At 64.0% G+C, this 14,288-nt stretch carries 12 protein-coding genes; 6 read left to right on the top strand and 6 right to left on the bottom strand.

The features are described from left to right. Positions 1-280 precede the first annotated feature (280 nt). The 3 genes from ABSB13_RS14800 to ABSB13_RS14790 all read left to right on the top strand — a co-directional run bounded on the left by ABSB13_RS14800 (position 281) and on the right by ABSB13_RS14790 (position 3,029). The gene (locus tag ABSB13_RS14800) at positions 281-1,789 is read left to right on the top strand and encodes a sigma-54-dependent transcriptional regulator (RefSeq protein ID WP_428109933.1); all 1,509 of its coding nucleotides are present in this window, start codon (positions 281-283) and stop codon (positions 1,787-1,789) included. Further along, positions 1,786-2,409: a thiamine phosphate synthase gene (thiE, locus tag ABSB13_RS14795; protein WP_428109930.1), complete on the top strand. Its 624-nt coding sequence runs from the start codon at positions 1,786-1,788 to the stop codon at positions 2,407-2,409. Before ABSB13_RS14800 ends, thiE begins: the two co-directional genes overlap by 4 nt. Positions 2,410-2,489: 80 nt before the next feature. After that, positions 2,490-3,029 (top strand): hypothetical protein, encoded by a 540-nt coding sequence (locus ABSB13_RS14790; RefSeq protein WP_428109927.1) that lies wholly within the window; start codon positions 2,490-2,492, stop codon positions 3,027-3,029. A gap of 16 nt (positions 3,030-3,045) precedes the next feature. Here ABSB13_RS14790 and ABSB13_RS14785 read toward each other — a convergent pair whose 3' ends face one another. From ABSB13_RS14785 to thiD, 4 genes are all read right to left on the bottom strand, one after another. Beyond that, entirely contained in the window at positions 3,046-4,284 is a 1,239-nt protein-coding gene (locus ABSB13_RS14785) for an MFS transporter (RefSeq protein WP_428109925.1), read from the bottom strand. A 94-nt stretch (positions 4,285-4,378) separates the two neighbouring features. Then, positions 4,379-5,065 (bottom strand): SH3 domain-containing protein, encoded by a 687-nt coding sequence (locus ABSB13_RS14780; RefSeq protein ID WP_428109922.1) that lies wholly within the window; start codon positions 5,063-5,065, stop codon positions 4,379-4,381. A gap of 37 nt (positions 5,066-5,102) precedes the next feature. Then, entirely contained in the window at positions 5,103-6,863 is a 1,761-nt protein-coding gene (locus ABSB13_RS14775; protein ID WP_428109919.1) for a radical SAM protein, read from the bottom strand. A 102-nt stretch (positions 6,864-6,965) separates the two neighbouring features. Next, entirely contained in the window at positions 6,966-7,772 is an 807-nt protein-coding gene (gene thiD, locus ABSB13_RS14770) for a bifunctional hydroxymethylpyrimidine kinase/phosphomethylpyrimidine kinase (RefSeq protein ID WP_424672787.1), read from the bottom strand. A 128-nt stretch (positions 7,773-7,900) separates the two neighbouring features. Between thiD and ABSB13_RS14765 the strand changes: the two genes are divergently transcribed. Then, a complete protein-coding gene (locus ABSB13_RS14765; RefSeq protein ID WP_428109916.1) occupies positions 7,901-9,610 on the top strand; it encodes a DUF6178 family protein in 1,710 nt (569 codons plus the stop codon). On the opposite strand, the gene ABSB13_RS14760 is transcribed toward ABSB13_RS14765, so the two are convergent. Continuing rightward, a complete protein-coding gene (locus ABSB13_RS14760) occupies positions 9,607-10,446 on the bottom strand; it encodes a bifunctional nuclease family protein (RefSeq protein WP_428109914.1) in 840 nt (279 codons plus the stop codon). The genes ABSB13_RS14765 and ABSB13_RS14760 overlap by 4 nt on opposite strands. A 63-nt stretch (positions 10,447-10,509) precedes the next feature. Then, a complete protein-coding gene (locus tag ABSB13_RS14755; protein ID WP_428109911.1) occupies positions 10,510-11,103 on the bottom strand; it encodes an SAM-dependent methyltransferase in 594 nt (197 codons plus the stop codon). A 98-nt stretch (positions 11,104-11,201) separates the two neighbouring features. Between ABSB13_RS14755 and ABSB13_RS14750 the strand changes: the two genes are divergently transcribed. Together ABSB13_RS14750 and ABSB13_RS14745 are read left to right on the top strand one after the other, a co-directional pair. Then, positions 11,202-13,388: an ATP-dependent helicase gene (locus ABSB13_RS14750; RefSeq protein WP_428109908.1), complete on the top strand. Its 2,187-nt coding sequence runs from the start codon at positions 11,202-11,204 to the stop codon at positions 13,386-13,388. Between the two features lie 100 nt (positions 13,389-13,488). Next, positions 13,489-14,288 (top strand): L,D-transpeptidase family protein (locus tag ABSB13_RS14745; RefSeq protein ID WP_428109906.1); only part of this gene is annotated, 800 nt, incomplete at its 3' end.

Raw genomic sequence — 14,288 nt, 5'->3', positions numbered from 1 at the left:
CTCATCACTCCACCTCCGCACCCATCCATCGATCAACTTCATTCTACCTATATCGATCTACCTATATCGATCGACTTGTGCAGAGGTTCCCTAGAGCGCAGCCGTCCCAAAACCACAACCAATTGTGTATTTCTTCCTTTTCCGGCCGATCCACCCGTTCACGATTGCGCCGCCGCCACGCGTAACACCGGCGTGATGCACAGATTTTGGGCGACCTTCAGCACCATTGGCGATAAGATCAAACTTCCTGTTACCATTCTAACCCGTGAATACCGTCACCATGGGCGCTAGCGCATCGAACCAAAACTTCCCCGAACGTCTCAAGGATCCCGGCCCCGGCGCGGCGATTCTGATCGCCGACGACGATCCCGCAATTCGCCTCGTATTGCGCCATCGCCTCGAAGCCGACGGCCATCGCGTCGAAGAGGCGCCCGACAGCGCGGCCGCGCTTGCGGCCCTGCGCACCAATCGATTCGACGTCGCGTTGCTCGACATCATCATGCCGGGCACCGGCGGACTCGACGTATTGTCGGGGGCGCACGCCGAAGCCGTCCGCACGCTGATCATCGTGATCACTGCGGCGAGCACGATGAACAATGCCGTCGAGGCGATGAAGCGTGGCGCTCACGACTACCTGACCAAGCCGTTCCTCAATCTCGATCTGGTCGCGGCCGCGGTGAAGCGCGCGGTCGAAGTCGGCGCGCAGGCCGCGGATCTCAACCGCCTGAAAGACGAAGTGAATCGCCAGCTCGTCGGTGGCGAGATAATCGGCCGCAGTCCTGCGATGCAGGAGGTTTACAAGCTGATCGGCCGCGTCGTCACCAATGACGCGACCGTTCTGCTCAGCGGCGAGAGCGGCACCGGCAAGGAGCTGGTGGCGCGCGCGATCCATTTCAAATCCGCGCGCTGGCGCTCGCCGTTCGTCGCCGTCAACTGCTCCGCCATCCCGCACGGCCTGCTCGAGAGCGAGCTGTTCGGTCACGAACGCGGATCGTTCACCGGCGCGGCCGAGCGGCGCGCCGGCAAATTCGAGATGGCCGACAGCGGCACCATCTTCCTCGACGAGATCGGCGACCTGCCGGTCGAATTGCAGCCCAAGCTGCTGCGCGTGCTCCAGGAGCGCGAGTTCAACCGGGTCGGCGGCGCCGAGACGCTCAAGCTCAAGGCGCGCGTAATCGCCGCCACCAACCAGAACCTCGAAACCCTGGTCGCCGCGCGCAAATTCCGCGAGGACCTGTACTTCCGGCTCCGCGTGATTCCGATTCAGATGCCGGCGCTGCGCGAGCGGCGCGAAGATATTGCGGAGCTGACCGATTATTTCGTCACCAAGGCCGTCCAGGAGATGGGCGCGCGCGCCGCCACCATCAGCCCCGAAGCGCGCGCCAGGCTGGAGTCCGCCGATTGGCCGGGTAACGTGCGCGAACTCGAAAACGCCGTGATGCGCGCGGCGCTGCTCGCGCCGGGCACTAACATTCGCGCCGAAGATATCGAGCTCACGCGCCCCGGCGGCGCGGGCATTGGCGCAAGCGCGGCCGCCGACGGCGCCACGCTCGGCGATATCATCGCGGCGCGCATCGCGGGATGGTTCGATTCGCCCGGCGGCGAGGAGCCGCGCGACCTCTACCATCGGCTGGTGGCGGAAATCGAGCGCCCGCTCGTCGAACTCGCGCTCAAGCGCGCCGGCGGCAACCAGGTGCGCGCGGCGCGGATGCTGGGGCTCAATCGCAACACGCTGCGCAAGAAGATCACCGACCACAAGATCGTGCTGACCAAGTTCCCGCCCGCATGACGCGGCTGCCCTCGCATTTCTACGCGATGATCGATCCGGCCGGCGGACACGAGCCGGTCTCGCTGGCCGAGACTTTCCTCGACGCCGGCGCGCGAATCATGCAGCTGCGGCTGAAGGACGCGCCGGGGCGCGACTTTCTGGCCGCCGCGCGCGCGATTGCCGGGCTGTGCCGGAGGCGCGGCGCGATTCTAATCGTCAACGATCGGGTCGATATCGCGATGCTCGCCGGCGCGCACGGAGTGCATCTTGGGCAGGAGGATCTCCCGCTCGAAGCGGCGCGGCGGATCGCCGGCGCCGGCGAAAACCGGATAATTGGAATCTCGACTCACACCGTCGAGCAAGCGCGCGCGGCTGAAAATGGCGGCGCGGACTACATCGGATTCGGCCCGATGTATTCCGGCGGCCTGAAGAACATCGCCGCCGGGATGGGCCTGGACAAGCTTCGCGCGATACGCGCCGCCGTAAGGATTCCGATCGTCGCGATCGGCGGGATCACGCAAGCGCGCGTGCCGGAAACTCTTGCGGCCGGCGCAGACGCCGTGGCGATCATCACCGACGTGGTGAACGCGCCGGACATCGGCGCCAAAGTCCGCTCGCTCCTCGCGCTCGCGCGCAACTGACTCCAGCCGCAAGCTGCGATCGGGAGTCGTTGGACCAGGGTCACCTGTTTTTTGCGCAGGCTTCTTGAAATAGTACCGCGATGACTCTGCAATCGATCAAGCGATTCCTGGTAGGCCTGTTCCGCGAGATGGCGCCGACGGTTCTTTTTTTCTTCGTCGCTTTCTTGCTGATCGCCGTGATGTTCAAGCTTTTCGTCGCGGAATATCTGATCGAGTTCTCCGCGTTCACCGAGGCCGCCGTAGCGGCACTGATCCTCGGCAAAGTGATCCTGCTCATTGACTGGGCGCAATCCGGACACAGCTTCGGTTCCCATCGGCGCATCGTGGTGATTGCATGCAAGACCTTCGTCTACGCGTTGGCGGTCATCGCGTTGGGAATTGGCGAACGAATCCTTAAGGCGGCTCACGAGGCACACAGCCTTAGCGAAGGCGTCGACGCTTTTATCGCGAGTGCCAACCTCGACCGCTTCCTGGGCCTCGTGCTTCTCATCAGCATGGTCGTTTTTCTCTATCTTTTGATGCAGGAGATTGAACGCGCGATGGGCAAAGGCGCCCTGCTCCGTCTGCTCTTCAAACGGCCCGACCCAATCCCCGATGGCGGCCTTCCACGGACGCCGTAAATTACCGGTCTCCCGGCTATGCGGTGGCGGGGAGGGGCGCGGTTTGACGAGCCTGCGCCGGCTCGAACGGCCGGCACGCAAATGCCGCCGCCGCGCCCAGCACGCACAGCACGACGAACACTTCGAAGGCGGGCACATAGCTGCCGCTCAGATCGTAAATCTTTCCCGCGCCCACCGAGCCGACGAACGCGCCGATCGTGTTGAAGACACCCGCGATGCCGCCGAGCGAGCCGAAGCGCTTGAGCCCGAGCGACTCCGCCACCAGCATCGGAATCAGCACCAGCGGCGCGCCAAGCGACAGCCCGAAAATCAGCTCGAACGGAATCAGCACGGCAATTCGCGCCGCACCGAATATCAGGATCATCCCGACGCCGGCGGCGAGAAAGTTGATCGTCAGCGCAACTCTTGCGCTCACGCGATCGGCAAACAGACCCATCCCGAGCTTGCCGAAGGCCGCGAACACGAACCCCAGGCTCATCATGCCGGCCGCGAATGACGGCGTGTAGCCGAGTTCGGTGAAATAGGTGATCAGATGCAAAGTCGCGCCCGCCGCGACCGTGGCGAAAAAGAACTGCGTCGCGGAGATCAACCAGAACGAGCGCGCGCGCAGCGCTTCGCCCAGTTCCAATCCCGGCAACGCGTCGCGGGCCTGCGCGACGCTGACGCCATCGGCCTGCGGTGGCCGGGTCCTGACGACGAGGATTATCAACGGGACCACGACGGCGAACATCGGAATCGCCAGCGTGACGTAGCCGGCACGCCATCCGCCGCGCACGATCGCGAAGTTCCCAACCATCGTCATCGCAGCACCGCCGAGCGAGGTGCCCGCGAACGCCAGGCCCATCGCAAGCCCACGCCGCGCACCGAACCAGTTGGCGATCACCAGCGAGCACGGCAGCAGCGTCGATGCGCCGATGCCGACGCCAAGCAGGACGTAGGCGCCGAACAGCGGGCCGAATGAATCGACGCGGCTGGCGATGAGAAAGGAGACGCCGGTCATGATTGCGCCGGCCACCATCACGACTCGCGCCTCGACCCGATCCAGCAGCCATCCGATCAGCGGAGCGCTAAGCCCTGCGGACAGCGGCAGCGCAGCGCCCTGGAGGGTGGAGAGTTGCGCGCGCTTCCATCCGAAATGTTTCAGCAGATGCGGAAAGAACAGGCCGCCGGTGTTGTAGCCCGAGCCGAAAACGAACACCAGCGTAACGAAGAGGCTCGCGACGATGATCCAACCCTGTCGTTCCCGCTCCGTCATCCAGGACTCCCCGAGTGGAGACTTATAGCTACGCGAAGGGCGAGCGTCGAGCGCGAAACAACTCGATCGATGCGCGCGTCCGATGGCGTAGCGGCTATTCGAGCGCGGTGGTCGGGATAAAGCCTTCGAGCCCGCTCTTCATCCGGATTTTCATGTAGTTCAGCGAGAGGCCGATGACGTGAACGTTGCGGCCCTGGTGAACCTCGGCGAGTTTCTTGCCCCATCGATTCGGCTTTTCGAGCACACCGGCGTCGTGGGTGAGCACAAAGACCTTGTCGGCCGGTTTTACGAGTTCGACCGCCGACGGATCGATGTATCCGGTCTGTCCGCTCTTGAGCTTCACCTGCAGATAGTAGTGAGTGGAGCCAGTCACGATCACAAACCTGTCAGGCGAGAGCATCTCGATATGCTTGCTGCTCTTCGCCGGCTTGGAATAAACCGGCGCGCTCTGGAGCACCTTCAGCCGAGCCTGCGCGGGTTCGATTTCCGGTTCGCGGACGCTGTTCTTACTTTTACTGGACGCGTGGTGCGAAGCAGGCTTTGCTGTCGGCGGGGGAACGTAGAGCAAACTGGCTCCGGCAGGCGCCGACGGCGTCCCCGCCGAATACGGAGAATAGACAGGCGCGGGCGCGCTCCCGCCGCCGGCCGGGACAATCGAAGTTGCGGGAACGTCTTCCTCGCCGGCCGGGGCCGGGAAGCCCGGCGCCGACCACGCGAGCATCGCCACCGCCGCGGCCAACAGAGCCGTTATCCGCGCTGAACGAAAATCACGATGAACCATCTTCCTCTTCCTCCCCTCCTCGACTCGCGCATTTATTCTAGCAGGCTCCGCACACGGTGCATCGGACCACGTCGCACGGAGGACTCTGATGCTCATGATGCGCCTTTTTTCGTTCCGCGAGCAAAAACCATTTGTGAATGTGATGATCGATAAAGTCCCACGGCAGCAGCTCGTCGTGGGCGTAAGGGCGAGTGACGAAGAAATCGGGGTCGGGCAAAGACGAAGTTTTGCCGCCCGCCTCGACTTCGCGATGAATCTTCGACAACTCGTGCCAGATGGGTCCGGAACCTTCGCATCCCGCGGCTTCCAGCCGTTCGAGGATCGCGCCGACGCGCCGATCGCCTCGCGAGACCATCGTCTGGAAATACGCCTCGCGCGGCGACTCCGCATCGAGTTCGACCTGTCCCAGCCGCGTGAGACGCTGGCGCAGCATCGCGACCTTGCCCTTGATCGATCGCGCGTCCTGCATCGGATCCCATTGAAACGGCGTCCACGGCTTGGGCACAAATGGATTGAGCGACACGGTCACGGAGCCGATGCGGGTGCGGCGCGCGCGGGCGCGCTCGAGCACCTTGGCGACCAGCTCGGCAATCGCGAGCACGTCTTCGTCGCGCTCCTCGGGCAAGCCGATCATGAAGTAAAATTTCAGGTTGCCGACGCCCTCGCCCAGCATCATGTCGGCCGCGCCCAGAATCTCGGCCTCGGTCAGGTTCTTGTTGATGACCTTGCGCATCCGCTCGCTGCCGGCCTCCGGCGCGACGGTCACGCTCTGATTTCCGCCGCGCGCCAACGCCGATGCGAGCGCGGGTGAAATGCAATCCGCTTTCAGCGACGAGGGCGACAGCCGTCCGCCGCGATCGGCGACGGCCGATGCGATGTCGGCGACGCCGGGAACGCTCGCCATCTCGGCGCCGACCAGGCCGATCACCTTGCGCTCGCCAAGACCGCGCTCGGCCTCGGCGATTAGCGTTTCAGGCGCGCGATAGCGAATCGGCCGATACATGAAGCCGGCCGCGCAGAAGCGGCATCCCCATTGGCACCCGCGGCTCGCCTCGACCAGGAACATGTCGCCGAAGACGGATTCCTCGGTGAGAATCAGCGACGAGGTCGTGAAGCGGTTGAGGTCGCGAATCAGGCGGCGATTCACCTGCGCAACTCCGGGGCCGCTGTAATTCACCGCGGCGAGGCGGCCGGCGTCGTCGTAAACGGGTGAGTAGAAGTCGGGGAGGTAGGCGCCCGGCACGGCTGCGAGTTCGCGCAGTTGATTGGGCGAGCCGCGCGTCGCATCCCAGCGCGCGATAAACTCCGGGACCATCTCCTCGCCCTCGCCAATCAGGAACAGATCGATGAAATCGGCGATCGGTTCGGGATTGAGAAAAACGGCGGAGCCACCGGCGATGATCAGCGGAAAATTGCGGCCTGCGCGATCGGCGCGACGCGCCGGAATCCCGGCCATCCGCAGCACGGTCAAGACATTGAGATAGTCAGTCTCGAAAGAAATCGAAAACGCCAGGATGTCGAAATCGGAGAGCGGACGGCCGCGCTCGAACGAGACCAGCCGCTCGCCGCCGCTGCGCATCGTGTCGCGCTCGTCGGCGTCGGGGATGAACGCGCGATCGGCGGCCACGGATGGATCGGATTCGAAGATGTGGAAAACGGCCTGAAAGCCGAGGTTGGCCATCCCGAGCCGGTAGATGTTGGGATAGATGACGCAGACCGAGATGTCGCCGCCGGGCTGGCGCTGGTAGAGCACTTTTTCGCGCGCGATGCGCTCGAGCGCACGCTTACGCGGGTACATTCGCCCTCGTTGCCACCGACATGATCATACAGGTTATCGCCGGGTGGATGGCCCGCTCAAGAGGATCGGCGCAGGCCCGGTCGGACGGCTTGAGATGAGTATTCAGCCGCGCGCGAAGTGATCGAGGAGCGCGCGCCCTTTTCCCAATTTGAAGCTGTGGCTTAGCGCCGCGGTGACGTAGCGTTTCGCGCCGCGGACCGCATCCTCGAGGCTCATCCCGCGCGCCAGATACGCCGCGATCGCCGCCGAGAACGCGCATCCCGTGCCATGCGCCCCGCCGCCTGCGATTCGCGGGCTCTTGAGCTCGATGAAGCGGCGGCCGTCGTGAAACAAATCCGTCGCGGACCTGTCGTCCTTGCGATGCCCGCCCTTGATGACCACCGCGCGCGCGCCGAGCTTGATGATCTTGATTGCGGCCTCGCGAATCGCCGCCGCGGAGTCGATTCGAATGCGCGCGAGCACCTCGGCCTCGGGAATATTGGGCGTGACGATGCGCGCGATGGGAATCAGGCGTTTTCGAATCGCGCGCTCCCCTTTTGGGCCAATCAGCAGCGCGCCGCTGCTCGACACGATCACCGGATCGACCACCGGCGCCGGCAATTTGAGGCGTTCGATCGCGCGCGCCACCGCCTTGACGATCGCCGCGCTGGCCAGCGCACCGGTCTTGACCGCGCGCGGTGCGCATTCCAGTGCGAGAGTATCGAGCTGCGCCTCGACCATCTCGGGCGATACGTTTTCCACGTCGGTAATCCGCGAGCTGTTCTGCGCGATCACCTCGGTGATGACCGAGTAGCCGTACACGCCCAGCGCGGCGAAGGTTTTGAGGTCGGCCTGGAGTCCGGCGCCGCCACCGGGATCGCTGCCCGCGATGGTCAGTGCGACAAGATGTTTCGAGTTGGGAGAGGCCAAGCAAGGGCTCTGATGCGTTGTCGAGATCATATCTAACCGCGCGGCCAAGCGAAAGATCCGCGCTTAGTTGATCCGTCGTGGAAGCGCGCGATACTTTGCCTTGAGATGGAACCATCGACGCGAGCGATATGGCGGTAAGAGGCGAATCGGAATTTCTCAACCTTCCCTTCCAGGAAAAGTTGGAGTTCCTGTACGGCCTTCCCGCGCGCCAGAAGCGCGACCTGATCCTCTCCGCGCCCGAGGCCGAGCGGCTGGTGCAATCGTTTTCGCCCGAGACGCTTTTCTATACGCTCAAGGAAATCGGCAGCGCCGACGCCGGCGACCTGCTCAGCCTCGCGATGCCCGAGCAGGTCAAGTCGCTGTTCGATCTGGATTGCTGGAGCCGCGATCGTCCCAACGTGCATCGCATGCGCGAGTGGATCGAGGCGATGGCCGACGGCGGACGGCGCAAACTGGCCGACGCGCTGATGGGGCTGGACCTCGAGATGATGTCGATCTTGCTGCGCGGCTATATCAAAGTGCATCGAATCGACGACCCGGCGTCCTCGCCGGACGCGATCGCGAATCGCTTCACGCAGTACGACGAAAATTATCTGATCGAGTTCATCCGCCACGACGCAATCTCGCAGCACATCTCGGACTTTATCGAAGAAGCGTTCGAGCGCGACTACAACTACTTCGCCGGGCTGATGGAAGAAATCTATTGGGGCGTCGAGGCCGAGCTCGAGGAAGAGGCCTACCAGTTCCGGCGCGCGCGCTTGAACGACCGCGGCTTTCCCGACTTCTTCGAGGCGCAGAGTGTGTTCGGGTACCTCAAGCCCGAGCAGTTTCTCAAGATTCGCGCGGGATATGAGCCGCCGAGCCGCGCCGATCTGCCCGACGATACCGAAGTGATCGCGCCCGAGATGGCGCCGGCGATCGCCGACGGCGATGTCTCGCTGTTCAACACCGCGCTAACCGCGGGGTTCGCGGCGCAAGGCAAACGCCAGCTCCGCAGCGAGATGGCGATGGTCTCCAACCAGGTGCTGGTTGCGCGCGCGGTGGATTTCGGCGATCTGGAAGCGGTGCGCGTCGCGGTCGAGATGACGCATCATTACTTGAACCTGGCGCTCGAGCATCTGGCGGGCGGCGACCTGCAAAGTGCGATCGAGCATCTGCGCGATACGCCGCTGAAACTGCTCTTTCGCCTCGGCGTGAGCTTGACGATCGATCTGCGCACCAGCGCCGAGGCCACGCTCAGGAAACTCGGCCTCTCGACCGTCAAGGTGCGCGAGATATCGTACCTCGACTCGCCCTACCGCGAGGCGCTGGCCGGCTTTATGGCGCGGCAGCCGCGATTCTACAGCGGCCTGGACGGCAGCGGCGCGGTCGAGATGCGCGATTTCAGCAGCATGCGCGACTTGCATCTGAGCTACGCGATTCTCGATCAAGTCGATTCGGCCGCTGAATTGTTCCGGGCGATGTTCGCGATCGATATCGCGTCGCCGAACTTCCGTGCCCAGATGGCGGCGCGGGAGATTCGCCTCAGCCAACTGGTGCTGACCGGGCTGGCGCGTTTGGCGCTGGACAACCGCCTCACGATCGATCCAATCGAAGGCAGCAGGCTGACTGTGATGCGCGCGGCGATCATGACCGGGCAGCCTGGAACGCTCAACGATGAGTTTCGCGCCAGGGTGCATCAGGCGCTGGCCGAGCGGCTGGACGACGCGGCCCGGCGGCGCACCGCCGACTTCCTGAATTCCTGCCTGAACCTGCTCGAAGAAGAGTTCGCCAACCTGGGCGGCGAACGCGAGATCGATCCGCGCTTTATCGGAAGCGTGCTGGTGCGCCAGGGCTAAGGTTTCGGCGCGTATCCGGCGGGCGAGCTTTCAAGCGTGACCGTGCGGTTCGAGCCGCCGCGATTCAGCGTCAACGTCACCGCGCCGCCGCGCTTGAGCTGCGCGGCTTGCCGGCTGAAATCGTCGAGCGCCTTGACCTCGCGATCTCCCACCTTGACCACGATATCGCCGCGCGCGACACCCGCTTTCTCCGCCGACGAAGAGACCCCCGACACCAGCACCCCGCGCCCGCCGGGCTGGCCGAACGCGCTCGCCAGATCGGGAGTCAGTTGCTCCACGGTCAGTCCCAATGCGTGCGCGGTGTCGGGAACTTTTCCGCCGGCGCCGAGGCCCAGCCTGGGCGCGGACTCAAAAAGTTTGTTGTTCACGTAGATCGGCGCGTTCATGCCCATCGCCAGCGCGATCGCGTCGCTGGGCCGGCTGTCGATCGAGTAGCGGCCGCCATCCATGTAAATCGTCGCGTAATAGATCTCATCGCGCATATCCGCGATCACGATTCGATCGACGCGATTTCCGGTCTGCCCGATGATGGACCGGATCAAATCATGCGTGAACGGCCGCGGGGGCTTGATCCCGTGCAGCGCGAGCATAATTGCCTGCGCCTCGCTCTCGCCGACCATGATTGGCAATTGGCGCGACTCGGTCTCGTCGAGCAGCAGCACGTAATGCGAGCCCGTCTCGTCGTCAAAGCCGACGCGCGCGACCTGGACTCGGACGTCGTCGGGCGAAAGTCCGGCGGCGGTGAACGGGTTGGATGGCGAACGGCCGCATGAACAGGCCGCCACGATGGCCGCGATAAGCAGCAGGCCCAGACGCGTTGCGCCTACAGCCTTCATGGTCAAACCTTACGCGCGTCAGGCGCCAGATGCCAAGCGCATCGCGGCTCCGTCTCGCTTCTCTCAACCCCGGAACTCACGGGCCACGATGTACAATTCCGACGATCCCGGGCGGCTGGCTTTGGTGCGCGTCACTTCGACATTTCCGAAATGCCGCTTGAATGAAGCGACGATGTCCTTGAATTGCGCGCCCATGAAGAGCTTCACTACCATCGCGCCGCCTGGTTTCAGCACCGTTATCGCGAAGCCCAACGCGCAATCTATCAGCTCCCGCGAGCGTGCCTCGTCGCGCGCGACAATCCCGGTCAGTTTCGGCGCAAGGTCGCTGGTCACCAGATCGGCCCGTCCGCCAAGCTCGCTATTCACCCGCGCGGCGACAGTTGGATCCAGGATGTCACCGGCGATCGCGATTGCACCGGCCGGCGGATTCTTCACCTGCGCCAGATCGACTCCGACCACGCGTCCGCTCGCGCCCGCCGCCGCCACGAGGATCGCCAGCCATCCGCCCGGCGCGCATCCCAAATCGACGATTCGCGCACCCGTCCCGAGCAGCCGGTTGCGCGCAATTATTTCTTCAATCTTGAACGCCGCCCGCGACGGCAATCCCAGCGCACGCGCCTTGCGGTAAAATTTGTCGTGTGGTTCGTAAGTCGGCACAAATTCACCCGCGTCGGCGCCCGCTCGCTTTGCCGCGCGCGCTGGAGCCGCTATCCTGATGGGCTCCGCCCGGAAGTTTTGAAACTGCGACGGTCACCGTGAAGCTCGACGATTTGAATCCTGAACAGCGCGCCGCTGTGCTTGCGCCCGACGGCCCGATACTCATCCTCGCCGGCGCAGGCTCAGGCAAGACCCGCGTGCTGACCTACCGTATCGCCCACATCCTGGCCGAGCGCAAGGCGTCGCCGGCCGAAGTCCTGGCGGTCACATTCACCAACAAGGCGGCCAATGAGATGCGCCAGCGCGTCGCATCGCTGGTTGGCGGAGACAACGACGCGCGCATCCCGTGGGTCAGCACCTTTCATTCCGCGTGCGCGCGAATCCTGCGCCAGGAAGGCCATGCGCTCGGCTACGACCGCAATTTTTCGATCCTCGACGAAGGCGATTCGCTGGCCACGATTCGCCAGGTGCTCGGCGATGCCGCGCTGGCCGATTCGCCACCGCTGGAACTTGCACGGGCGCGAATCGAGCAGGCCAAGAACGAGGCGGTCACGCCCGACGAGATGCTTGCGCGCGCCAAGCCGGGGCGCGAGGCCTCGATCGCGCAGATTTACCGCCTCTACCAGGAGCGGATGCGCGCGATGAACGCGATGGACTTCAGCGATTTGCAGTTGCAAGCCTGGCTGTTGTTCGAGCGCTTTCCTGAAACCCTCGAGCGATGGCAGCGGCGCGCGGCGCATCTGCTGGTCGACGAGTACCAGGACACCAATCGCGTCCAGTATTTGATCGTCAGGGCGTTCGCCGCGCGATCGGGAAATCTGTGCGTGGTCGGCGACGAGGATCAATCCATCTACCGCTGGCGCGGCGCCGACATTCGCAACATCCTCGATTTCGAGCGCGACTACCCGGCCGCGCGGATTTTCAAGCTCGAGCAAAACTACCGCTCGACGAAAACCATCCTTGCCGCGGCGGGCGCCGTCATCCGCAACAACACCGAGCGCAAGGTCAAAAACCTGTGGACCGAAAACGGCGCCGGCGAGCCGGTCACCTACTTCACCGGGCGCGACGAGCGCGATGAGGCCGACTTTATCGCGCTCGAGATTGCGCGGCTGACCGGCGCGGGCGGATTCAGAGCCGCCGACGTCGTGGTTTTCTACCGCGTCAACGCTCAGTCGCGCGCGATCGAAGAGGCTCTCGTGCGCCGGCGAATCCCGTACTACATCGTCGGCGGCGTGCGTTTTTACGAGCAGCGCGACGTCAAGGATCTGCTCGCCTACCTGCGCGTGATCGCCAATCCAGCCGACGCCGTCAGCCTCGAACGAATGGTCGGCACGCCGCCGCGCGGAATTGGCGCGAAATCCTTCGAGGCGATTGCCGAGCTGGCCGCGCGCGAGCGTATCCCGGCCTTCGAGGCGATGGGCCGGCTCGAGACCTGCTCCAAGGTCGCGCTTAGAATCGCCAAGCAGGCCGGGATGCTCTATTCGTGGATGCACGATCTCGGCGCGCGCGCGCCCGATTTAAGTGTCCGCGGGATTGTCGAGGAAGTAGTGGCGCACAGCGGTTTCGAGGCGTACCTCGACACACTCGACGACGCGCCGGCACGCAAACAAAATCTCGCCGAGATGCTTTCCGCGGCCAGCGCCTTCGACGCCGAAAAATCCGGCGGCGGTTTGTCCGAGTTCCTCGAACGCATCGCACTGGTCAGCGACACCGAGCAGATCGATTCCAGCGGCGGACGCGCGGCGCTGATGACGCTGCACACCTCCAAGGGCCTCGAATACCCAATCGTGTTTATGGCCGGGATGGAGGAAGGCCTGTTTCCGCATAGCCGCGCCGCCGACATCGACGAGGAAGTCGAGGAGGAGCGCCGACTGTGCTACGTCGGCATGACGCGTGCGCAGCAATTGCTCTATCTGACCAACACGCTCTCGCGCGAAATCTACGGCGTGCGCCAGGAGTCGCGTCAGTCGCGATTCTTGCGCGAGGTCGATTCCGCCCTGATTCGCCGCATCGCGCCCGCTCGCGAGACTCCACCCATTCGCCCGCTGTCGCCGCGCGAGCCCTACGTCGATTTCGCCGACAGCCAGTTGCCCGACGACGAGCCGGGGCCCGGCGGCGATGGCCTTTCGATCGGCGCGCGCGTGATTCATCCGACCTTCGGCCGCGGAATCGTTCGCCGGCGCGAGGGGCGCGGCGACGGCGCCAAGGCGTGGGTTAATTTCGAGCGCGGCGGGATCAAGCTGCTGGTGCTGAAGTTCGCAAACCTGCGGTTGCTCGGGGACTGATCGGGCCGCTATCATTCTACTGAATGCGACCACGCCCGTATCCGAATACGCCGTTCTCCGAATCGTTCGCGCCGATTTTCGTCACGCTACCGGGAAGTTCATGAAGCGCTTGATTGATATCGCGATTCGAATCTTCCCCGCCCTGTTGCTGGTCGCGTTGGTCGCGATCCCGGCTGCCAATGGCGCGTGGACCGAAGACGAATTCGAGCGTCGCCCGCTCTATGCCTACCCGCTTCCTCACGGCAAGGACGATATCATCGGCAATCTCGTTACCTACGAAATCCGCAAGGGCGACACGCTGCTCGACGTCGGGCGATGGTTCGGCGTGACGGCTAAGGAAATTTCGAACGCCAATGGCGGAGTTGACTGGTGGGCGCCGCCGGCCGGCAGGGTCATCCTTCTGCCCGACGAGCACATCCTGCCCGATACGCCGCACGTAGGGATCGTGCTGAATATCCCCGAGATGCGGCTGTACTATTATTTTCCGTCGCCGACCGGACCGCTCCATCGCAAAGACAAAGCGACTCCGGCAAAGTTCGCGGCTTCCAAAAAGCACCCGGGCGGAGTCAGGCCGTCGGTGGTGTACTCGTTCCCGGTCGGCCTTGGGCGTTTCGATTGGAAAACGCCGATCGGAGATTTTACGGTCCGCGGCAAGACCCGCAATCCGACCTGGGTGGTGCCCGAGGACATCTACGAGGAACATCTCGAGCGTGACGGCGAAGCCGAGCATGTTGTTTACGGTGACGATCCCGACAATCCGCTCGGCCATTACCGCATCGAACTGACTCTGCCCCAGTACGCCCTGCATGGCACCAACGTGCCGTGGGGCGTCGGCATGGAAGTCAGCCACGGATGCATCCGGCTGTATCCCGAGGACATCGAGCGCCTCTTCAACAAGGT

The sequence above is a fragment of the Binatus sp. (SeqCode) genome, assembly GCF_050013435.1.
Taxonomy (GTDB): domain Bacteria; phylum Desulfobacterota; class Binatia; order Binatales; family Binataceae; genus Binatus.
The sequence above is the reverse complement of the archived record's forward strand: the minus strand, read 5'-3'. Positions and strand labels throughout refer to the sequence as shown.

Coding starts and splice junctions, on each gene's coding strand:
- ABSB13_RS14800 (WP_428109933.1), top strand. CDS start 281: ATGGGCGCTAGCGCATCGAACCAAAACTTCCCCGAACGTCTCAAGGAT.
- thiE (WP_428109930.1), top strand. CDS start 1,786: ATGACGCGGCTGCCCTCGCATTTCTACGCGATGATCGATCCGGCCGGC.
- ABSB13_RS14790 (WP_428109927.1), top strand. CDS start 2,490: ATGACTCTGCAATCGATCAAGCGATTCCTGGTAGGCCTGTTCCGCGAG.
- ABSB13_RS14785 (WP_428109925.1), bottom strand. CDS start 4,284: ATGACGGAGCGGGAACGACAGGGTTGGATCATCGTCGCGAGCCTCTTC.
- ABSB13_RS14780 (WP_428109922.1), bottom strand. CDS start 5,065: ATGGTTCATCGTGATTTTCGTTCAGCGCGGATAACGGCTCTGTTGGCC.
- ABSB13_RS14775 (WP_428109919.1), bottom strand. CDS start 6,863: ATGTACCCGCGTAAGCGTGCGCTCGAGCGCATCGCGCGCGAAAAAGTG.
- ABSB13_RS14765 (WP_428109916.1), top strand. CDS start 7,901: ATGGCGGTAAGAGGCGAATCGGAATTTCTCAACCTTCCCTTCCAGGAA.
- ABSB13_RS14760 (WP_428109914.1), bottom strand. CDS start 10,446: ATGAAGGCTGTAGGCGCAACGCGTCTGGGCCTGCTGCTTATCGCGGCC.